Annotated in this window: 16 protein-coding genes and 1 pseudogene; 12 read left to right on the top strand and 5 right to left on the bottom strand. The window is 43.8% G+C overall.

From position 1 onward, the window contains the following. Window positions 1-4 precede the first annotated feature (4 nt). The 4 genes from FEK29_RS10890 (at window position 5) to FEK29_RS10875 (ending at window position 8,248) form a co-directional block, all read left to right on the top strand. Window positions 5-2,854 (top strand): M1 family aminopeptidase, encoded by a 2,850-nt coding sequence (locus tag FEK29_RS10890; RefSeq protein WP_240042731.1) that lies wholly within the window; start codon window positions 5-7, stop codon window positions 2,852-2,854. 156 nt (window positions 2,855-3,010) lie between these two features. Continuing rightward, window positions 3,011-5,425: an alpha-ketoacid dehydrogenase subunit alpha/beta gene (locus FEK29_RS10885; RefSeq protein WP_138258461.1), complete on the top strand. Its 2,415-nt coding sequence runs from the start codon at window positions 3,011-3,013 to the stop codon at window positions 5,423-5,425. Between the two features lie 148 nt (window positions 5,426-5,573). Continuing rightward, window positions 5,574-7,838 (top strand): aminotransferase class III-fold pyridoxal phosphate-dependent enzyme, encoded by a 2,265-nt coding sequence (locus FEK29_RS10880; RefSeq protein ID WP_138258460.1) that lies wholly within the window; start codon window positions 5,574-5,576, stop codon window positions 7,836-7,838. Window positions 7,839-7,885: 47 nt separating this feature from the next. Further along, window positions 7,886-8,248 (top strand): DoxX family protein, encoded by a 363-nt coding sequence (locus tag FEK29_RS10875; RefSeq protein ID WP_138258459.1) that lies wholly within the window; start codon window positions 7,886-7,888, stop codon window positions 8,246-8,248. Between the two features lie 176 nt (window positions 8,249-8,424). Here the strand turns inward: FEK29_RS10875 and holA are convergent, their stop codons facing one another. Next, a complete protein-coding gene (gene holA, locus FEK29_RS10870; protein ID WP_138258458.1) occupies window positions 8,425-9,426 on the bottom strand; it encodes a DNA polymerase III subunit delta in 1,002 nt (333 codons plus the stop codon). Window positions 9,427-9,452: 26 nt separating this feature from the next. On the opposite strand from holA, the gene FEK29_RS10865 reads away from it, so the two are divergent. The 3 genes from FEK29_RS10865 (at window position 9,453) to FEK29_RS10855 (ending at window position 11,867) form a co-directional block, all read left to right on the top strand. Continuing rightward, window positions 9,453-9,899: a type I restriction enzyme HsdR N-terminal domain-containing protein gene (locus tag FEK29_RS10865; RefSeq protein WP_138258457.1), complete on the top strand. Its 447-nt coding sequence runs from the start codon at window positions 9,453-9,455 to the stop codon at window positions 9,897-9,899. Between the two features lie 12 nt (window positions 9,900-9,911). Then, entirely contained in the window at window positions 9,912-10,916 is a 1,005-nt protein-coding gene (locus FEK29_RS10860) for a glycosyltransferase family 2 protein (RefSeq protein ID WP_138258456.1), read from the top strand. 93 nt (window positions 10,917-11,009) lie between these two features. Next, complete coding sequence (locus tag FEK29_RS10855) at window positions 11,010-11,867, top strand: OmpA family protein (protein WP_125223395.1); 858 nt, start codon at window positions 11,010-11,012, stop codon at window positions 11,865-11,867. A gap of 52 nt (window positions 11,868-11,919) precedes the next feature. On the opposite strand, the gene FEK29_RS10850 is transcribed toward FEK29_RS10855, so the two are convergent. The 4 genes and pseudogenes from FEK29_RS10850 to FEK29_RS10835 form a co-directional block, all read right to left on the bottom strand. Continuing rightward, window positions 11,920-12,111 carry a hypothetical protein gene (locus FEK29_RS10850; RefSeq protein WP_138258455.1) on the bottom strand — a complete coding sequence of 64 codons (192 nt, stop codon included), beginning with the start codon at window positions 12,109-12,111 and terminating at the stop codon, window positions 11,920-11,922. Between the two features lie 218 nt (window positions 12,112-12,329). Next, window positions 12,330-12,950, bottom strand: coding sequence for an L-threonylcarbamoyladenylate synthase (locus FEK29_RS10845; RefSeq protein ID WP_138258454.1), 621 nt, complete (start codon window positions 12,948-12,950; stop codon window positions 12,330-12,332). Window positions 12,951-13,055: 105 nt separating this feature from the next. Continuing rightward, a pseudogene (locus tag FEK29_RS10840) lies at window positions 13,056-13,892 on the bottom strand (glycoside hydrolase family 16 protein). Window positions 13,893-13,983: 91 nt separating this feature from the next. Further along, window positions 13,984-16,308, bottom strand: coding sequence for an ATP-dependent helicase (locus FEK29_RS10835; protein WP_138258453.1), 2,325 nt, complete (start codon window positions 16,306-16,308; stop codon window positions 13,984-13,986). Between the two features lie 127 nt (window positions 16,309-16,435). Here FEK29_RS10835 and FEK29_RS10830 point away from each other — a divergent pair, with 127 nt between their 5' ends. The 5 genes from FEK29_RS10830 (at window position 16,436) to FEK29_RS10810 (ending at window position 21,525) form a co-directional block, all read left to right on the top strand. After that, window positions 16,436-16,990, top strand: a complete 555-nt coding sequence (locus FEK29_RS10830) for a DsrE family protein (RefSeq protein ID WP_138258452.1) — start codon at window positions 16,436-16,438, stop codon at window positions 16,988-16,990. A 171-nt stretch (window positions 16,991-17,161) separates the two neighbouring features. Continuing rightward, complete coding sequence (locus FEK29_RS10825; RefSeq protein WP_138258451.1) at window positions 17,162-18,469, top strand: amidohydrolase; 1,308 nt, start codon at window positions 17,162-17,164, stop codon at window positions 18,467-18,469. A 7-nt stretch (window positions 18,470-18,476) separates the two neighbouring features. Then, window positions 18,477-20,030: an FMN-binding glutamate synthase family protein gene (locus tag FEK29_RS10820; protein ID WP_138258450.1), complete on the top strand. Its 1,554-nt coding sequence runs from the start codon at window positions 18,477-18,479 to the stop codon at window positions 20,028-20,030. A gap of 109 nt (window positions 20,031-20,139) precedes the next feature. After that, window positions 20,140-20,913 (top strand): hypothetical protein, encoded by a 774-nt coding sequence (locus FEK29_RS10815; RefSeq protein ID WP_138258449.1) that lies wholly within the window; start codon window positions 20,140-20,142, stop codon window positions 20,911-20,913. Window positions 20,914-21,006: 93 nt separating this feature from the next. After that, window positions 21,007-21,525, top strand: coding sequence for a DUF7935 family protein (locus FEK29_RS10810; protein WP_138258448.1), 519 nt, complete (start codon window positions 21,007-21,009; stop codon window positions 21,523-21,525). The last annotated feature ends 12 nt before the right edge of the window (window positions 21,526-21,537 follow it).

The raw sequence follows: 21,537 nt of genomic DNA, 5'->3' as shown, positions 1-21,537 counted from the left end.
GCCCTTGAAAGGATTCCTCCAGATAAAAATAGCACTGAGCATTTTACTATATTCTATAGTAAACGGAGGTGCCTTTGCCCAATACGAAACGAACCTCACGGTAAAGTTAAATGATTTCACCAAGGAACTGGACATAAAACAGGAGTTCACCTATTACAATGATTCCAACTATAACCTGGGAATCATTTATTTCAATGACTGGGCGCATGCCTACTCCAATAAAAATACCGGACTTGCAAAGCGTTTTGCGCAAGAATTCAAAAGAAGCCTGCACCTCGCAAAAAAAAGTGAACGGGGCTATACCACCATCATCAGTGCGGTGGACGGTGAATATGAAGGGCTGGAATGGGAACGGACCCAGGAGGATGACATCATAAAATTCAGGCTTAACAAACCTTTGTTACCAAAGGAATCCGTACAACTGATAATCACCTACAAGGTGAAACTTCCGCCAAATAAATACACTGACTACGGGTACGATAATAGGGGCAATTATTACCTAAAGGATTGGTACCTTACCCCGGCCGTATATGATGGGAAATGGCATTTGTATTCGAACAAAAATCTGGAAGACCTTTATACGAATAGCACCAAAACGACCATTGATTTCACGTATCCCAAGGCTCTTTTCCTAAATTCCAACTTCAAGGAAAACAAACGTACGGAAATGACCAATAGTCGGCGCGTGGAGCTTGTTGCCGAGAATCAAAAAAGTGCCGAGATCTTTCTGAACGTACAAAATCTTTTTTCGACCCATATTACCCCTGAAATGAAGGTGGTCACCAGCATTTCGGCACCCAGATATGACCCTATTGAACAGGGCATTTCCATCAATAGGATTACGGATTTCATTGAACGGAATTTGGGCAAATACCCCCATGATAAACTGTTGGTTAGTGAAACGGATTATAACAAAGATCCGTTGTACGGAATCAACCAATTACCATCCTTTATCAGACCGTACGAGCAGCAGTTCCAATTTGAAATGAAGTTCCTTAAAACGGCCTTGAACAGTATCTTGGGGGAAACCTTGTTCTTGGACCCAAGAAAGGAACAATGGCTCAACAGCGCCATCGCAAACTACCTCATGATTGCATATGTTGACGAGTTTTATCCCGATCAAAAATTACTGGGCAACCTTTCTCGAATCTGGGGCATTCGTAGTTTCAATTTGGCGAAAATGGATTTTAACGAACAATATCCCTTCCTATACAATCTAACGGCACGGAAAAACTTGGACCAAGCGCTGACCACGCCCAACGATTCCCTGATTAAATTCAACCAAAAAATTGCAAACAAGTATAAGGCGGGTCTGGGATTGGCCTATCTGGCGGATTATATTGGAAAGGAAAAAGTTGACGAGAGCATCAAAACATTTTTCAAATATTATCAACTCAATAAAGTAAAGGTACTGGATTTTGAATCTATCCTTAAACGTTCCACGGAGAAGGATATCAATTGGTTCTTTAGCGAGTATGTCTCTACGGACCGTAAGATAGATTTTAAGATAAAAAAGGTCGACAAAACCGAGGATTCCCTAAGAGTTACCATAAAAAATAAGGAGGGAACCAATGTCCCCATTAGCATGTTCGGGCTTAAAAACGACACCTTGGTCTCCAAATATTGGTTCAAGGATATAAAGACCTTGGAAACCTTTACCGTTCCCAACAATCAGGAAGATCGTTTGGTTCTCAATTACGATCAAACAATACCGGAATTCAACCAACGAGATAACTGGAAATCCCTTAAAGGATTTTTATCCAGTAACAAAAAACTAAAGTTTACATTTTTCAAGGATTCTGAAAACCCTTATTACAATCAAGTTTTTTATGTCCCTGTCCTAAATTTCAACATCTATGACGGGTGGGTGCCGGGTATGCGGCTATACAATAAAACTCTCTTGGAGCGTCCTTTTATATATGACTTTGCCCCCTCCTATTCCTTTCGGGAGAATGCCTTCGTGGGATACGGAAAATTCAGCTATAGAAAATACTTGAGCAAAAGCGGACTCTATGTTGCCAACTATTCCTTGGGAGGATCCACTTCGCATTTCAACGTCAATTCCAGATACACGTCCATTACTCCCGCATTGAGTTTTGGTTGGCGACCGGATGACCTAATTTCGAACAAGCGTCAGGTATTGTCGTTCCGCTTTGTAAATATCTTCCGGGATTTTGACGAAAGCCTAAGCGATTTGGCGAACGACCCTGAAAATCCGGATTACAGCGTTTTCAACATGCGATACCTAAATAGGGACAACGATATTCTGGATTATAAATCGTGGTTCTTGGATTTTCAGTTGGCCGGCAAATTCAGCAAACTTTCCTTTGAATATGAATACCGAAAACTGTTCGAAAACAACAGGCAATTTAATGTTCGATTTTTTGCAGGGAAGTTTTTGAGCAACAATACAGATTCCGATTTTTTCAGCTTTGCCCTAGATCGTCCCACGGACTATTTGTTCGATTATAGTTATCTGGGGCGTTCCGAAGATACGGGCATCTACAGCCAACAAATCATCATTGCGGAAGGTGGTTTCAAATCTTTCCTGGACGAGCGCTACCGATTTTCAGATAATTGGATGGCAACCGTCAATACCAGTTTTAACCTTTGGCGATGGATAGAACTGTATGGCGACGCGGGATTGGTAAAAAACAATGGGTTCAAGGAGAAATTCGTATACGATTCCGGTGTGCGACTCAATTTGGTAACCGACTATTTTGAACTTTATTTTCCTTTCTATTCCAACAATGGGTGGGAAATTTCACAACCCAATTACGGTGAAAAGATACGTTTCATCATTACCGTAAGCCCAAAAACACTGACAGGACTGTTTACCCGCCAATGGTTTTGATCCAAAAATCCTCAATGAACTTGTCTCTATACCCAGTTCCAATGAGAATTTCACAAAATATTTAATTTGAAATAACATTTTCGCAACTGATAAAGTTTAAACCGGATTGCTAAAACGATTTCAATTCGGTATTTTTGTGAAAATTCGAAAAAATAAATGAAGGTTTCTTCCAAGACGAGCAGTGATATATCATTTGAAGATTTCAAGGAACAGATTATTAATGACTATAAGATTGCTTTTTTGAGTAGGACCTGCAGCCTGCTGGGAAGAAAAGAGGTACTTACTGGCAAGGCGAAATTCGGAATCTTTGGGGATGGAAAGGAACTTCCCCAATTGGCCATGGCCAAATCCTTTCAGAACGGTGATTTTAGAAGCGGATATTACAGGGACCAGACCTTTATGATGGCCATAGGCCACTTAAAACCCAAGGATTTTTTCCACGGACTCTACGCCACTACCGATATTGAAAAAGAGCCCATGAGCGCCGGCCGACAAATGGGTGGGCACTTCGTGACCTACAGCCTAAACGAGGACGGTAGCTGGAAAGACCTCACAAAACAGAAAAACAGCAGTTCCGATATTTCCTGCACCGCCGGCCAAATGCCCCGTCTGCTGGGCTTGGCACAGGCGTCCAAAGTATACAGGCAACTGGAAGGCCTGGACAGTGCAAAATTCTCGGACAATGGCAACGAGGTTGCCTGGGGAACCATAGGCAATGCGAGTACCAGTGAAGGCATGTTTTGGGAGACCATCAACGCCGCAGGGGTTTTGCAGGTGCCCATGGTCTTGAGTATTTGGGACGATGAATATGGGATTTCGGTTCCGCAAAAATACCACACCACCAAAGAGGACATTTCAAAGGTGCTAGCCGGTTTTCAAAGGGACGACGTCCACAAGGGCGTTGAGATCTTAAAAGTCAAAGGTTGGGACTACACGGCCTTGATGCATACCTATGAAAATGCCGCCGATATTGCCCGGCAGGAACATGTACCGGTAATCATCCATGTGACTGAACTTACCCAGCCCCAAGGGCATTCCACATCAGGGTCCCACGAAAGGTACAAGGACGACGAGCGTCTGGCCTGGGAACGGGAGAACGATTGTAACAAACGGTTCAGGGAATGGATATTGGAATCAGGCATCGCCGAGGAAGAGGAACTTTCCAATTTGGAAAAACAGATAAAAAGAACTGTGAGGGAGGCGAAAAAGGAGGCGTGGACCGAGTATTTGCAAGAACATTTGGCCTTGAAAAAAACCTTGGTGCAACTAATCAATGACGCGGCCAGCACAAGCTCCAACAAGCATTTTTTGACAAAGATCAAGAATGATTTGATTGCGGTGGACGAGCCGGTCAAAAAAGATCTGGCCGTGGCCGCCCGAAAATCCCTGAGATATCTACTCGGTGAAAATACCAAGGAAAGACAAAAATTGGCCCATTGGCTGAATAATTTCATTGCGGAATCCCAACCCAAATTCAGTTCACATCTCTACAGTGAAAATGAAAATAGGGCCACTAAAATAAAGGGCATCCCTCCCACCTACAATTCCTCCAAGGAGGAAAAAGTGGACGGCCGTGTCCTGCTGCGGGATAATTTTGACAGACTCTTTGAAAAATATCCAAATGCCTTGGTCTTTGGTGAGGATACTGGGGCCATTGGCGACGTGAACCAAGGACTGGAAGGCTTACAGGCCAAATATGGGGAAGTTCGGATTGCGGATACCGGAATCAGGGAAACTACCATCATTGGTCAGGGAATTGGCATGGCGTTGCGAGGCCTGCGCCCCATCGCGGAAATTCAATATTTGGACTATATCTTCTATGCGCTTGCTACCTTAACGGACGACCTGGCAAGTCTTCTTTATCGAACCTACGGGAAACAAAAAGCACCGCTTATCATTAGAACCCGCGGGCATCGTTTGGAAGGTATATGGCATTCGGGGTCTGAAATGGGCGGTTTGATCCATGTGCTACGTGGTATTTATATTTTGGCACCCAGAAATATGACCCAAGCGGCCGGATTCTACAATACACTTATGAAAAGTGATGAACCGGCTTTGGTCATAGAAAGCCTAAACGGGTATCGTTTAAAGGAACGAAAACCTACGAATCTGGGGGAATTTTGTACGCCCATTGGCGTCGTGGAAAAAGTAAAGGAAGGTACGGACATCACCTTGGTCTCCTACGGTTCCACCTTGCGCATTGTGGAACAGGCCGCCAAGGAACTTTTAGAAGTGGGAATCGATGCCGAAGTAATCGATGCACAAACCTTGTTGCCCTTTGATATCCAAAGGGATACGGTAAAAAGTGTCCAGAAAACGAACCGACTCTTGGTAATCGATGAGGATGTTCCCGGTGGTTGCTCGGCTTACCTATTGACCGAAATCCTTGAAAAACAGGGAGCTTACAAATATTTGGACAGTGCGCCACAGACCCTTTCTGCCCAGGCCCACAGACCTGCATACGGAAGCGATGGCGATTATTTTAGCAAGCCGAACGTTGAGGATGTTTTTGAAAAAGTGTATGCCATCATGAACGAAGCCAACCCTCAGGATTATCCCCCGCTCCGTTGATAGTAGCATTCTAAAACTCTTTGATTTTTTGGTTGGTATTGCATGGTCAAACAGATGTTCGATTGATATTGGAAACATCTGAAAATCGGAGTATTCTTTAGTATCTTTCCTACCTATATAAAACGAAGGACATTCCAAAATTCTCACGATGGAAGAGCATCAAAAACCGATAGTACAGGTACTTCAAAAACATTTTGACATTTCAAATCCCACAATATCGGGGATGGAGGGGTATGAAAGCAAGAATTATAAAATTGAATGTACGGACCAATGCTACGTGCTTAAAATTTATGATGCATCGGTAGCTAACAAAGCGAGAATTAATGGGGAAACACACATCCTTACGAAGCTTCAAAATTTAAAAGGCTATAATTTTCCAGTCCCGATAAAATCCAATAGCGGCGCAAACTGGATTGAGGAAAGTGATACATTATACCGATTACTTTCTTTCGTAACCGGAACGTTTCTCGGCAACATTCCCCGAAACAAATCCATGGCCCGTGAACTGGGTGCATTTTTGGCCCAAATGGATACCATGACCATTGAAATGTACGATGCTCCCACCATGGCAAAACAAACACCTTGGGACCTACGCCATTTTTATAAAAACGAACCCCTCATAAAATACATTCCAAACCCGAAGCATCGGAGTTTGGTTACGTATTTCTATTTGCAGTTCAAGGAAATGGTGCTTCCGCATCAGGAGGAACTGCGAATGGGCATCGTTCATAACGATGCGAACGAATGGAACATGCTTACCCGTAACAATTCCATATCGGGCATTATAGATTTTGGGGATATGTGCCATACCTGGACCATAAACAATCTTGCCGTGGCCATTACGTATTACATGATGGACCAGGAAAACCCCTTGGAATATGCCGTGGAGCTTATCGAGGGATACCACGCCTTAAGACCTTTGGAGGTCCTGGAACTGGACGTGCTCTATTATTTGATTGCGGTACGTTTGTGTACGAGTGTCTGTAATTCGGCATACGCCAAAAAACAAAATCCGGATTCCGAATACATCACCATCAGCGAGGAATCGGCCTGGAACTTAGTACATGTTTGGCTCACTATCAACCCAATAGCGGCACAAAACACCTTTAGAAAGGCCGCAGGTTATCCGCCTTTGCAAACGAATGCCCTGGAAAAACAACTGGAACTCAGGAAACAGTTTATAAGCAACTCCCTATCGTTGAGCTATACAGCACCTATTCACATGGTCCGCTCTGCCTTCCAATATATGTACGATGCAAAGGGCAATACCATTTTGGATGCCTATAACAACATCATGTTGGTGGGGCATTGCCATCCCAAGGTGGTTCAGGCAGCACAACGGACTTTTGCCCGACTCAATACCAACACCCGCTATGTGTATGACGAGCTACAGTCCTATAGTGAGAAACTGTTGTCCAAATTTCCCGACTCCCTGAACAAGGTGTTTTTTGTCAATTCTGGCAGTGCCGCCAGCGACCTGGCCATCCGCTTGGCACAGACCCACACCAAAAAAAGGAAGGTCATGGTCATGGAACATGGATACCATGGCAATACCCGTTTGGGCATCGATATCAGTCATTACAAGTACGGGCAAAAGGGTGGACCTGGAAAAAGGGACTATATCCTTGAGGCATCCATACCCAAGATTTTCGGTGCTGGATTCGGCAGCGAAGCGGAAGCCACTAAATTTTATGTAGAGAAAACACATAAAGAAATTCAAAATCACGAATTGGAAATCAGTGCCTTCATTGCGGAACCCATTATTGGGTGTGGTGGTCAAGTACCTTTGCCAAAAGATTACTTAAAAAACATCTATCCGAAAATCCGTGCCCAGGGAGGGGTATGCATCAGCGATGAGGTACAAGTGGGCTTTGGTAGGTTGGGAAAGTATTTCTGGGGATACGAAATGTACGATGTGGTTCCGGATATTGTCATCATTGGTAAACCTATGGGCAACGGGCATCCCATGGGCGCCGTGATTACAACAACCGAAATTGCCCAAAGTTTTGAAAACGGGCTGGAATTTTTTAGTTCCTTTGGTGGCAACCCCGTTTCCTGTGCAATTGGCGAAGCGGTTTTGGATGTTATCCATGAAGAACATTTGGATACCGAAGCCCAAAATACAGGATCGTATCTAAAAGGCCGTTTGAAGGAATTGGGGAAACAATACCCAGAAATATCCGATGTGCGCGGAGAGGGACTTTTTCTTGGTGTGGAAATTATGGACGAAAAATTTCAACCTGATACGATGTTTGCACAATACTTAAAAAATGGCTTGCGCATGGAAAGCATCCTCATTGGAACGGACGGACCGGCGGACAATGTACTAAAAATAAAGCCCCCGCTTTACTTCAACAAGGAAAATTGCGATATGCTCCTAAGCCAAATTGAAAAGCTTTTGCAGAAGAAATAAATTATATACTTTTATACAAACCAATTAACTAACAAAATTATTCCCCCATGAAAGATATAGGTCTTGCATTTTTTAGAATTGCTGTTTCTGCCATGATGCTTACCCATGGCCTTCCCAAATTTCAAAAACTGATTGCAGGTGACTTTGAGTTCGGAGACCCCATTGGTATCGGGGCCGCGCCATCCCTTTTTCTAGCGGTCATCGGGGAGTTCATATGCCCTATTTTGATTATTATCGGTTTTAAGACCCGCTTTGCGGCGATTCCCGCTGCCATTACCATGGCCGTTGCAGGATTTATAGCCCATGCTGCCGACCCCTTCGGCACTAAGGAAAAAGCCCTGTTGTTCCTTGTCGCCTTTATTACCATCGCCTTATTGGGTCCCGGAAAATTCAGTATCGACAAAAAATAAGGAAACTACGATCGGGTAAAAACAGATGGGTTTGAAAACGGCTAAATGTAACTAAAGCCTTATCGAATAGGATTTGGCCAAACGCCTTGCGCATTGCGCCATCCGCATTTAAGAGTTAGGGGTATAGCGTTCTGCAAATTGCACAGAAGTCTTCTTAAAAGGTATTTTCCATAAAATTAAAGAATCCTATACAAGAGTTCCTTTAATAAATCCGACTGGTCCATACTGGAGGCATTCACCCCCTTCCCCTTAAGGTCGAGTTCCCTAAGATTGGCAATGATCTGACTTACCCGTTTCATGGGAAAGTTTCTGGCGGCCGTCTGATATTCACCTACAAAATAAGGGTTGATTTTAAGCACACTGGCCACATTTTTAGGTGAGTGGTCTTTGAGTCCGTGGTACTGCAACAATTGCGTAAAGAAACTGTGCAATAAGGTAATGGTGAGCACAAAGGGATTGTCCTTCGGGTTTTGGGCAAAGTAGTTGACTATTTTGGTAGCCTTTAAAATATTCCGTTCGCCAATGGCCTTCTTCAGCTCAAAATTGTTGTAATCCTTGCTGATGCCAATATGCTGTTCTATATCCTCTGGGGTAATTTCCTTTTTTTGGGGAATGGCCAATTTTAGCTTCTCCAGTTCATTGTTGATCCTTCCCAAATCCGTACCCAGGTACTCCACCAACATAATGGCCGCTTTGTGGGAAATGGCGTAGCCACTGGAAACCAAGGTCCTTCGCAACCATTCCGAAACCTGGTTCTCGTACAGCTTGTTACTCTCAAAAACGACCCCGTTTTTTTTAATGTGCTTGTAAAGCGTTTTTCGCTTGTCCAACTTCTTGTACTTATAGCAGAAGACAAGGACCGTACTCATTTGCGGATGTTCCGCATAGGAGCTCAAGCTCTCAATGGTCCTGGACAGGTGTTGCGCCTCCTTTACGATGACCACTTGTCTATCGGCCATCATGGGGAATCTCTTGGCATTTCCAATTATATCGTCAATAGTAACATCCTTACCGTACAAAACCATTTGGTTGAAGCCCTTTTCCTCTTCGGTAAGTACGGAATCGGCAATAAAGGATGAAATTTTATCAATGAAATAGGCTTCCTCCCCATGGAGAAAATAAATCGGTTTTATCTTCCCTTCCCTTATTTCATTTACGATTTGTAGTGCTTCATCCATTCGGAAAAAATCATCAAATTTGTACCATGCAGCCCCTTAACTTTCCCAAGTATGACTTTCGATTCAAAAATAGTCAAAATTCGGCCCTTATTTTTGACATCGTTCGCAAAAAGTTCGTAGTACTTACCCCAGAGGAATGGGTGCGGCAGCATGCCCTGATGTTCCTTAGCATCGAAAAAAAGTATCCGCTGAGCCATATCAATGTTGAAAAACAGATCCTATACAACGGGTTACGGAAAAGGTATGATATCGTCGTTTTTAACCCAAACGGTTCCATACAACTCCTGGTGGAATGCAAGGCACCACACATCAACATTTCACAAACCACCTTCGACCAAATTGCCCAATACAATTTTAAACTGAAAGCCAGCTATTTGATGGTTACCAACGGATTGGAACATTACATGTGCCAGATGAATTTCAAAGAGGAAAAATATATTTTTTTAAAGGAGATTCCTGAATTTAGCCGTTAATTTGCACTCGTTTTGAAGCTTGCCATCGTCATACTCAATTGGAACGGAGAGGTTCTCCTGGAACGCTATTTGCCATCGGTAGTGAAATATTCCGAGGGCCTTGCCGATATCTATGTGGCCGATAATGCTTCTACCGATGGTTCCATCGAATTCTTAAAACAGCATTATCCCAATATCAAAATAATCCAAAACAGTTCCAACGACGGATTCGCACAGGGATACAACGATGCCCTCAAACATGTGAAGGCCGACATTTATTGTTTGCTTAATTCTGATGTTGAAGTCTCAAAAAACTGGCTTGCCCCGGTTATCGATTTTTTCACACAGCGTTTGGATGTGGCCATTGTGCAACCAAAAATACTGGACCTCCTGAAAAAAGACCATTTTGAATACGCAGGGGCCGCAGGAGGATTTATCGACCAGTTGGGCTATCCGTTTTGTAGGGGAAGGATATTCCAAAGCCTTGAAAAAGACCAGGGCCAGTATGACGATACGTGCGAAATTTTCTGGGCCACGGGTGCCTGTATGTTCGTACGTTCCTCAGTATTCTGGGAATTGGAAGGCTTTGATGCCGAGTATTTTGCCCATCAGGAAGAAGTGGATTTTTGTTGGAGGGCCAAAAATCTAGGCCATAAGGTATTTTATCTGGGCACAACCAAGGTGTACCATTTAGGAGGATCTACCTTGAGCAATATGAACCCGAGAAAAACCTATCTGAATTTTAGGAATTCACTCTTTTCTATCACCAAGAACCTGCCAAGAAGAAAGGCGTTTTTGATCATTTTAATTCGGTTATTGTTGGACGGTATCGCCGCCCTCCGATTTATTTTTCAATTCAGGTTGAGGCATTGCTTCGCGATATTACGGGCACACGTGAGCTTTTATAGTAAATTTAGGGGGATGTACAAAAAACGTGAGAAAGCTAAATTCATACTAAAATATTATATTGTAAAATCCATTGTATGGTCTTACTTCGTAAATGGAGTAAAGAATTTTAACATTTTAGTAAAAGATTAACGAAGAACCACTATAAACGATTGTCAAAAACCATAATTTTGATTCCGTTTTAGTAAACAAGTAAATAACAAACATTAATATAGTAAAGCAATTATGAAAAAAATCGTTTTAGGCTGTCTTGGAGTAACGCTATTATTATCTTCCTGTGTTTCACAGAAGAAATATGCCGATCTTGAGGCAAAACAAAAAGAGACCCAAGATTTATTGAATTCGGCAACCGTTAAGTTGAATGATTGTTTGGAAGAAAAGGCAACTGCTTCTTCAAGGCTACAGACCTTAGAAGACCAAAATGCCTTCTTAAAAGCCAACAATCAAGAATTAATCAACAACATGGGCAATCTTACTACCTTAACTACAAAAGGAGCTGAGAACCTAGAGAAATCCTTGGAAAGTTTGAAAGAAAAGGATTTGACCATCCGCAAATTGAACGATGCCATTACACGAAGAGACTCCGTGAACCTTTCTTTGGTACAGAGCTTAAAAGGAGTTTTGGGCAACTTGGATGATGAGGATATTGAAATCAGCGTTGAAAAAGGTGTAGTATTCGTTTCTATCTCCGACAAATTGTTGTTCAGCAGCGGAAGCTACAACGTAACCAACAGAGCTAAGGAAGTTCTTGGAAAGGTAGCGAAGGTTGTAAACAATAAGCCAGATTTCGAGTTCATGGTAGAAGGTCATACAGACGATGTGCCCTACAGAAGTGGAGTCCTATTGGATAACTGGGATTTAAGTGTTAAAAGAGCGACTGCAGTTGTTAGAATACTTCAAAATGATTTTGGTGTAGATCCTAAACGTATGACCGCTGCTGGTAGAGCTGAATATGTTCCGGTATCGCAAACCGAAAAATCCAAAAACAGAAGAACCAGAATTGTGGTGCTTCCAAAAATCGATCAGTTCTATAGCATGATCGAAGAGGGAATGAAAGACCCTGCCATCAACGGTGGAAGATAATTTCCTTGAAAAAAATATAGTAGAAAAGCGGCTCTAAATTGAGTCGCTTTTTTTATTCCGATTTTTTCGGTGATTTCAGATAATCGAATAAAACCAAAACGAACAACCCGGTCCAAATCAGGCGATAGACCCAAATATGTACTTCAAAACCAAAAAACTGACCCGTATCCCCCATCCCAAAGAAACTATAGACTACGGTGAGTATAGCAATGGCCATTCCAATAATCAGTATTGTTTTTCTCATTTGTCTAATTTTATATAGCTTTTGAATAAAAACCCATCTTTCATTTTAGAACAACGAATGTCTTCAAAAAGTTTGTAGATCAAAATAAGATAATTGGAATGGAGAAGTAGAATCTTTATTTGGCTTGTTCTCGATACGATTTTTCGTACCTCAAAATCACTCGAACTGACAACGTATTGAGATTACCAATTCCCGATTAAATTTGTACAAATTATACCCTAAATAATATCAATATCCCCCTTTCCTTCCCTGATGACCTCTGGAAAACCTGTGGACAAATCGATAATGGTTGAAGCTACATTGCCCCCATACCCCCCATCGATCACAACATCCACCAAATTATCCCACTTTTCATAGATCAGTTCTGGATCCGTAGTGTATTCCAAAACATCATCATCATCCCGAATGGATGTTGAAACAATGGGATTTCCCAAACCTTGTACCAAGGCCCTGGCAATGTTATTGTCCGGCACACGTATTCCCACAGTCTTCTTCTTTTTAAAGTCTTTGGGCAAGTTGTTGTTCCCCGGCAAAATAAAGGTGTAGGGTCCTGGTAAGGCCCGTTTCAAAATCTTAAAAGTGGCCGTATCTATTTGCCGGGCATAATCGGAAAGATTGCTTAAATCAGCACAAATAAAGGACCAGTTGGCCTTTGCCAATTTTATTCCCTTGATGCGGGCTATCTTCTCCAAGGCCCTGGAATTGGTAATATCACATCCCAGCCCGTAGACCGTATCCGTTGGGTAAATCACAAGCCCTCCCTTTCTCAAGACCTGCACCACCTTGGCAATCTCCTTGGGATTGGGGTTTTCCTCATATATTCTGATAAGTTCGGCCATACGCTTTATTGGCACCGCCAAAGGGTTTAATACCCCGAGGCTTGCCTCGAAATTAAAAGTTCGTTTCTATAGAATGTCTCGTGGGCTTGCCCCGAGGTAGTTTTTTTACTTCTGATATACCCTTACATAATCCACTTCCATGACAGCTGGGAAAAGACTTTCGTCCACACCTTCAAGACCGCCCCAATTTCCTCCAACGGCAATATTCATCAATAAATAAAAAGGTTTGGAAAAAGGCCAGTTTTCGGCACTCGGGACTGTGGGCCTCAAAAAATTGAGTTGCACATTATCTTCTGTGTCAATGTAAAATTTGATGTATCTATCGGTCCAAAGCACCCCATAGATATGAAATTCTTCCTCTATGGTTTCCAGTGGTACCGGCCCAGAAGTTATTTGGGTCCCCTTTACGTGGTTGTTGGCCGTACTGTGCAGGGAAAAATGAACCTCGTTTGGACTGTAGCTCACATATTCCATAATATCGATTTCGCCTCAAGCAGGCCATCCCGCGGTACTGATGTCGTTCCCCAACATCCACAGTGCGGGCCAAATTCCCTTTCCCTTATAATCAGGGATTTTGGCCCGAATCTCCAATTTACCATACTTGAATTCCTTCTTGCTGTTCAACCTGGCCGAAGTAAAATTGCTCCCGCCCAAGGATTCCTTTCTCGCGATGATCTTCAGCGTACCATCGCTAACTTCCACATTGCCTTCATCGAGATAATTCTGAAGTTCATTATTACCCCAACCGTGATTTCCAGTCTCAAGTTTCCAATTTTCCTGGGAAAGATCCGTTCCGTCAAACTCATCGCTCCAGACCAATTCGGCATCGTCCCAATAATTTGAAGCAAAAACATCTTCTATATCTTCAGGAGGTAGATTAGTTTCTTCTAAATTTCGATTAATTGGTTCATCAGAATCTGAAGAACCTTGGCAGGAAGCCATAAAAAAGGAAAATGCTATGAATGCTACAGATAAAGTATGTTTAATCATTTGAAAAAAAATTAATCCAATTTAGTGATTAAGTCATAAAACGTTACAATACTTCCAATTTTGAGAACCGTAGCAACAATTTTTTTACATCGCCATGATCGAACTTTATCTCCGCCTTGCGGTCATTCCCCACACCTTCTATCTTAAGGACCTTGCCCCTGCCAAACCTGGAATGGTTCACCAAGGAACCTTCGGCCAAATTGGGGTCGATCGTATTGATGTTACCCACCGGTTGTGAAAGCTCCGGTTTTATCTTTCGCAGCTTTTGAAGTTGGGTCATATTCGGTCTGTCGATACTGGGCGGCGTTCCGTTTACGGGTTTCGTTTGACGTAACTTGCTTTTGTCCACTTCGCCAAAGATATTTGCATCGATCATGGATTTGTACCGGTACCCGCCATCCAAGGGCGTTAAATTTTCGACATATTTTTCATCAATTTCCTCTAAAAACCGACTCGGTTCCGCATCGATGAGTTTTCCCCATCGGTATCTATTCTGGGTATAGGTCAAATAGGCCTGTTTTTCTGCGCGGGTCAAGGCTACATAAAAAAGCCTTCGCTCCTCCTCCAATTCGCTCCTCGTGTTCATGCTCATCCCGGAAGGAAACAAATCCTCCTCCATCCCAACGATATATACATAAGGGAACTCCAAGCCTTTGGCCAGGTGAATGGTCATAAGGGCAACACGGTCGTCATCGCCCGTATCATTATCCAAATCGGTCGCTAGGGCCACATCTTCCAAAAATTCGCTCAAACCTCCTGTAGCATCGGCAAGTTCCTTTTGGCCCTCTACAAAGTCTTTGATACCGTTCAGCAACTCTTCAATGTTTTCCATCCGGGCAATACCTTCAGGCGTACCGTCCTTTTTGAATTCCAACAAAAGTCCGGTTTTTTTGGCGACATGCTCGGCCAAAGTAAAGGCATCGGCACCCTCGTTCATGATCTGGAAGCTTTTGACCATGGTCACAAAATCCTCCAGCTTACGTTTTGTGGGTGCGTTTATTTTGAGGTCGATTTTTGAAATATTCTCCATGACCTCAAAGATGGAACGCCCATAATGATTGGCGGCCACCACAAGTTTGTCAATTGTGGTCTGGCCTATTCCCCGTGCCGGAAAATTGATGACGCGCTTTAAGGCCTCCTCGTCCTTAGGGTTGATGACCAACCTGAGATAGGAAAGCACATCCTTGATCTCCTTGCGTTGATAAAAAGAGAGTCCGCCGTAAATCCTGTAGGGAATATCCCTTTTGCGCAATGCGTCCTCAATGGCCCTGGATTGGGAGTTGGTGCGGTACAGAACCGCAAACTCGCCGTTCCCCATTTGGTGCTGCATTTTGTGGTCCCAAATGGAATTGGCCACAAACCTGCCTTCTTCGGCATCGGTAATGCTTCTATGGATTTTGATGGCCGCCCCGTCATCATTGGCCGTCCAGACATTCTTTTCCAACTGGTTTTTATTCTTGGCGATGATGGAATTGGCGGCATTTACGATATTTTTGGTAGACCGATAATTCTGCTCCAACCGGTACATGCCCACATTGTCATAATCCCGCTGAAAATTTAGGATATTGCTGATGTTGGCACCCCTAAAGGAATAAATACTTTGGGCATCGTCTCCCACCACGCAGATATTCTGGAAGCGATCTGCCAATGCCCGCACAATCAAATATTGTGAATGGTTCGTATCCTGATACTCATCTACCAATATATACCGGAAGCGGTCTTGATATTTTAGGAGTACATCCGGAAAACGGGTCAGCAATTCGTTGGTCCTTAAAAGCAGGTCGTCAAAATCCATCGCCCCGGCCTTAAAACATCGGTCTACATAATTCTGGTAAATATCCCCGATCCTGGGCCGTTTGGCCATGGCATCGGCTTCCATTAGTTCGGGATTATTAAAATAGGCCTTAACCGTAATAAGGCTATTTTTGAAGGAGGAGATTCGGTTTTGAACCTGTTTGTACTTATAGATGTCCTTATCAAGTCCCATTTCCTTGATGATGGAGGCGATGAGGCGTTGAGAATCCTGGGTATCGTAAATCGTGAAATTACTGGGAAACCCGAGTTTGTCCCCGTCGTACCGCAATAATTTGGCAAACACGGAATGAAAGGTACCCATCCAAAGGTTTTTGGTCTCCGATACCCCAACGATGTCGGAAATCCGCTTTTTCATTTCGCGTGCCGCCTTATTGGTAAAGGTCAACGCCAGGATATTAAAGGCATCCACCCCCTGTTCCATCAAGTAGGCTATACGGTAGGTAAGCACTCGCGTCTTTCCGGAACCGGCACCGGCAATCACCATTAGAGGCCCATCCTTGTGCAAAACAGGGGCTTTTTGGGCATCATTCAATTCATCTATAAAAGAACTCAAGGTCGTACTATTTTTAAAGTGTGAATTTAGCCATTATTGAACGATACCGGAAATGTTGTTTTTTAGATTTATAAACAATGTGTCAAGGCATTTGTTCCTTTTTAAATATATTTAGCAAAACAAACGTATGGCCACGCAGTATTTTCAAAAAATAAGGGTTCTATGCTTTCCAACCTTCCTCTCATTATTCCTTGGAATTGCCCAAGACAAGAATAGTGGTCCCATCATAGCCGACTATGGCCAGGTATGGAAAATAGAGCATCAGGACTATAGCTTAGATACAACTAAAACCTTCAAGGCTGTGTTCGATATCATGACCTCGCCCGATGATTTGAACCAAGTAAACCCCTCCCTAGAGACCGCCGCCCGATTCTTGAACATGCACGGGCAAAACGGAATTCCCTTGGAGCAATTGAAGGTGGCCTTGGTCGTTCACAACAAGGCTTCCAAGGATGTCATCACCTCCAAAGCCTATCAAAAGAAATACGGTACCGAGAATCCCAATGAAGCCTTACTGAAGGCTCTTATGGCAGCCAATGCGGAAATAATTTTTTGCGGGCAATCCTCCGTTTCCCGAGGTTTTCCAAAAGAGGATTTGATAGACGGCATACAGTTGTCCCTCAGCGCCATGACCGCATTGATCCAATTGCAGGACGATAATTATAGACTGATAAAATTTTAGATAAACACCATGATTCGAGCATTCGCATCCTTGCAAAGCGAAATCGAAACATAACCGATATACAAACTCTAAATATGTTAAAATGAAATGAGCCATAAAAAGTCTTGAAAACTACTGAGATGTCTATTGGCGAATTGCAACTGACCTATGGAAAACAATAAAAATAAACAGATGAAAAAACTAGGATTATTTACCCTGTTATGTTGCGGAATGACGGTTTTCGCGCAAAAATCGATGGAAAAGGATTTTAGTGCCATTGAGGACAAGGTAATCGAATGGAGAAGGTATTTCCACGAACACCCGGAACTTTCCAACAGGGAATTCAAAACCGCCGAAAAAATAGCCGATCATTTAAAAAGTTTGGGAATCGAAGTACAGACGGGTGTGGCGCACACCGGTGTAGTGGGTGTTTTAAAGGGTAACAAACCGGGCAAAGTGGTCGCCCTACGTGCGGATATGGATGCCCTGCCCGTAACAGAGCGTAACGACCTTCCCTTTAAGAGCAATGTAACATCTGAATATCTGGGAAGCGAAGTGGGCGTGATGCATGCTTGCGGACACGATACGCATATTGCCATTCTTATGGGTGTGGCCGAAGTACTGTCCAAGAACAAGGATAAAATCAAGGGTGCCGTAAAATTCATTTTTCAACCAGCGGAAGAGGGTGCGCCTCCGGGAGAGGAAGGTGGTGCCGCCTTAATGATCAAGGAAGGTGTTTTACAGAATCCGGATGTGGATGCCATTTTTGGTTTACATATCAATTCCCAAACACCCGTAGGCATGATCCGATATAAATCCGGGGGCACCATGGCAGCCGCACAGCGATTTGTCATCAATGTAAAAGGAAAGCAAAGCCACGGCTCGCAACCCTGGTCCGGAGTGGATCCCATCTTGATCAGTGCGAAGATTATCGATGGTTTGCAAACAATCATTAGTCGGGAAATGAACCTTACGAACGAAGCGGCCGTGATTACGGTAGGTAAAATCACATCCGGAGTCAGGAACAACATCATTCCCGAAAGTGCCGAAATCGTTGGAACGATCAGAACCTTGGATTATGACATGCAAAAACAGTTGAACCGAAGGATGAAGGAAATGGTCACTTCCATCGCGGAGGCTTACAGAGGCGAGGCTACTACCGAAATTGCTTCGGGAACGGCGATTACCTATAACAATCCAGAATTGGTTTCCCAAATGATCCCCACTATGGAAGCGGTTGCCGGGAAGGAGAACGTGGTGGTTGCCAAAGCCGTTACAGGTGCGGAGGACTTTTCCTTCTATCAGGAAAAAGTGCCCGGCTTCTTTTTCTTTTTGGGTGGTATGACCCCGGGAACTACGGAGTCCTTTCCGCATCACACCCCTGATTTCAGGATCGATGATAGCGGACTGTTATTGGGCGTAAAAACCTTAACCGCCATGAGTCTGGACTATTTGAACAGCGATAAGACGCCTCGATTGGAAAACCAACCTAAAGGATAAACTAGTAATGGCGTATCAGATTGTTTTACTTGCCATTTTACCGTGGTGGGCGTGGATGCTTATCGCACTGGTTCTCGTCGCTATTTGGGATATTTTCATTCAGAAAAAACATACCATAAAACATAATTATCCCATTGTTGGGCATCTTAGGTATTGGTTGGAGAGCATCGGCCCTGAAATGCGTCAATATTTTGTGGCCAATAATCGCGAGGAACTCCCCTTCAACAGGATCGAACGGGGCTGGATTTATGCATCGGCCAAAAAAGAAAATAATTATGAAGGTTTTGGAACCGATAGGGATATTTATGCGCATCAGCATGTATTCATAAAGAACAGTATGATGGCCTATAAAATTCCCCAAGGCCACCCGAATGAGCTGGACCCGTCGTTCGTACCTTGTGCCAAGGTCATGGGTGCTTTTAACAATCGCAGAAAACCCTACCGTCCGGCCAGTATTGTGAACGTTTCCGCCATGAGTTTTGGTTCCCTGTCCGCAGCGGCGGTCGAGGCAATGAACATCGGAGTCAAAAAAAGTGGTGCCTACCACAATACGGGCGAAGGCGGACTTTCACCCTATCACAAACAGGGGGGCGATGTGATTTTCCATTTTGGAACGGGCTATTTTGGGGTACGCACGCCGGATGGAAACTTCTCCATGGAAAAAATGAGGAAATTGGTCGATGAGAATCCATGCATCAAGGCAATAGAGATCAAACTTTCCCAAGGGGCCAAACCGGGCAAGGGCGGTGTGTTGCCAGGGGCCAAGATAACCCATGAACTTGCCGAAATCAGGGGCGTTGAAGTTGGAAAGGACGTGCTTTCCCCAGCAACCCACAAGGCGTTCTCTACCGTACCGGAACTCATGGCCCTCATTGAGCAGATCGCCGATGAAACGGGACTGCCCGTGGGCATAAAAGGTGCCATTGGAAAACTGGACCAGTGGGAGGAACTCGCCAATTTGATGCTAAAAACAGGAAAGGGACCTGACTTTATAACCGTAGACGGTGGTGAAGGTGGCACGGGAGCGGCACCGCCCTCGTTCGCCGATCATGTTTCCCTGCCTTGGGTATATGGCTTTTCAAGTGTTTACAGGGTGTTTTTGGAACGGCAATTGACCGATCGCATTGTCTTTATTGGAAGCGGAAAACTGGGTTTTCCCGCCAAAGCGGCCATGGCCTTTGCCATGGGAGCGGATTGCATCAACGTGGCGCGTGAGGCCATGATGAGCATTGGTTGCATCCAGGCCCAGGTGTGCCATACGAATCGATGTCCCACCGGAATAGCCACCCAAAACAAATGGCTTCAAAATGGCATCAATGTACCCTTGAAGTCGGACCGATTGGCACAATATTTCAAAACCTTCCGGAAGGAATTTTTGGAGATTACCCACGCCTCTGGATACGAACATCCTTGCCAATTTACCATGGACGATGTGCAGGTAAACCTGGACGATAATGAACTGAACAAGAGTCTTGCCTATGCCTATGGCTATAATAAGGCCAAAGTAGCCTTCAAGGGTATTCAGGAATTGAAAGACTGTTCGTATCTTGGCGGCAAATAAACCACCTCTGGGAAAACCCACGAGGCATTGGTAGGAAACGAAACTATTATTATCAGGCAAGCCTTGGTCTATTAAACCCATTGGCGGTGCCAATAAAATGCTGTTAAACATGAAGAAAATTTTACCCCTAGTCATAGTTGTTGCCTTAAGTACTTTTGGAACTGCGCAGGCGCAGAAGAAAAGTGAACTCATTGAACAGAATCAGGATTTAAAATACCGTCTGGATTCCATTTCGCGTTTGGTTTCAACGGCGCAGTCAAAACAAAAAATAAGCGAGATTAAAGCGGAGGAACTACAGGCCCAGGTAACGGAATTGCAGGACGCCAACGCTACCTTGCTTCAAAACCTGAACAGTTTTGCCGCCCTTTCCAGCCAAAACTCGGAAAATATAAACAAGACCTTGGCCACTTTGGAACGTAAGGAGGCCCAATTAAAGGGAATTGTGGACGGTGTGGCGAGCAACGATTCCACGGCCATCGTGATTTTAACGAACGCCAAACAGACCTTGGGCGAAAACGCCAAGGTACAGGTGAACAATGGTTCCGTAATTATCTCGGAGAAATTGGATTTTTACTTCGCCGATGGTTTAGGCGCCAAGGTGCAGGAATCGGCCAAACCCTGGTTGGAAAAGATTGCGAAGATCATTGCCGCCAATCCAAAATCGGCCGTGACCGTTTCCGGATTGAGTATGACCGGAGAACTCGACATTGCCCTGCAACAGGCAGCTTCCGTGGCACAGATTCTCATTAAGGATTACGGTGTTGATGGAGGCAGGATGAACGTAAAAGGTATGGATGGTGGACTACGGGAATCTTTGCAGATAGAAATACATCCAGATTACAAATCCTTCTATGCGACCGCTAAGGACGATGTAAAAAACTAAAATTGCATTTCATCGATCAAGTCATATACTAATTGACAAAACTGGCCGTTTAAGAGTCAAGAAACGATAACTAACCAGTTTAAAATTATACGAATGACTTCAGATCAGATTTTTCAACTTTTTGCTTATTTATTGCCTTCCATAGTAACAGGTGCCATAGCATTTTACTTTTTTAGAATGCACACCAACAATGAAGAAGGTAGGAGACGTTTTTTATTGCATAAGGATTCCCAAAAGGACACGCTCCCCGTGCGATTACAGGCGTATGAACGTATGGCCCTATTTTTGGAAAGAATCGCCATTCCAAGTTTAGTGGTGCGTGTTGCTCCTAAAAGTCAGGATAAGGATGCCTACGAAAACCTGTTGATAAAGAGCATTGAAACCGAATTTGACCATAATCTTTCCCAACAGATTTACATGACCGATGAATGTTGGAACATCATCAAGGCGGCCAAAAATGCTACGGTGCAAATGATACGAAAGGCAGCCATGAGCCAATCTGAAACGGCCGATAAACTACGTGAGGATATATTGAACGACACCATGGAAAAGGCCTCTCCCTCCGCTACCGCTCTATCCTTTGTAAAAAGGGAGATTGGGGAGTTGTGGTAATTGGTATTTGGT

The sequence above is a fragment of the Maribacter aurantiacus genome, from assembly GCF_005780245.1.
Classification (GTDB): Bacteria; Bacteroidota; Bacteroidia; order Flavobacteriales; family Flavobacteriaceae; genus Maribacter; species Maribacter flavus.
The sequence above is the reverse complement of the archived record's forward strand: the minus strand, read 5'-3'. Positions and strand labels throughout refer to the sequence as shown.